The sequence below is a fragment of the Salmonella sp. SAL4457 genome, assembly GCF_046548235.1.
GTDB lineage: Bacteria > Pseudomonadota > Gammaproteobacteria > Enterobacterales > Enterobacteriaceae > Salmonella > Salmonella enterica.
Genome location: NZ_JBGDZO010001526.1, coordinates 1 through 228, shown reverse-complemented (window position 1 = coordinate 228; position 228 = coordinate 1). Strand labels below are relative to the sequence as shown.

Annotated in this window: 1 pseudogene; it reads left to right on the top strand. The window is 59.6% G+C overall.

What is annotated here, in order from left to right:
• A pseudogene (locus ACLJNW_RS29300) lies at nucleotides 1-228 on the top strand (TonB-dependent siderophore receptor); the annotation flags it as partial.

The following is a 228-nucleotide window of genomic DNA, read 5'->3' as shown; positions in this document are numbered from 1 at the left end:
CTATTACGGCATCCTCGAGTTCGATCTGAATCCCGACACCATGCTTACCGTCGGCGCCGACTATCAGGACAACGATCCCAAGGGATCGGGCTGGTCGGGCAGCTTCCCGCTCTTCGACAGCCAGGGCAACCGCAACGACGTATCCCGCTCCTTCAACAACGGAGCCAAGTGGAGCAGTTGGGAGCAGTACACCCGCACCGTCTTCGCCAACCTCGAGCACAATTTCGC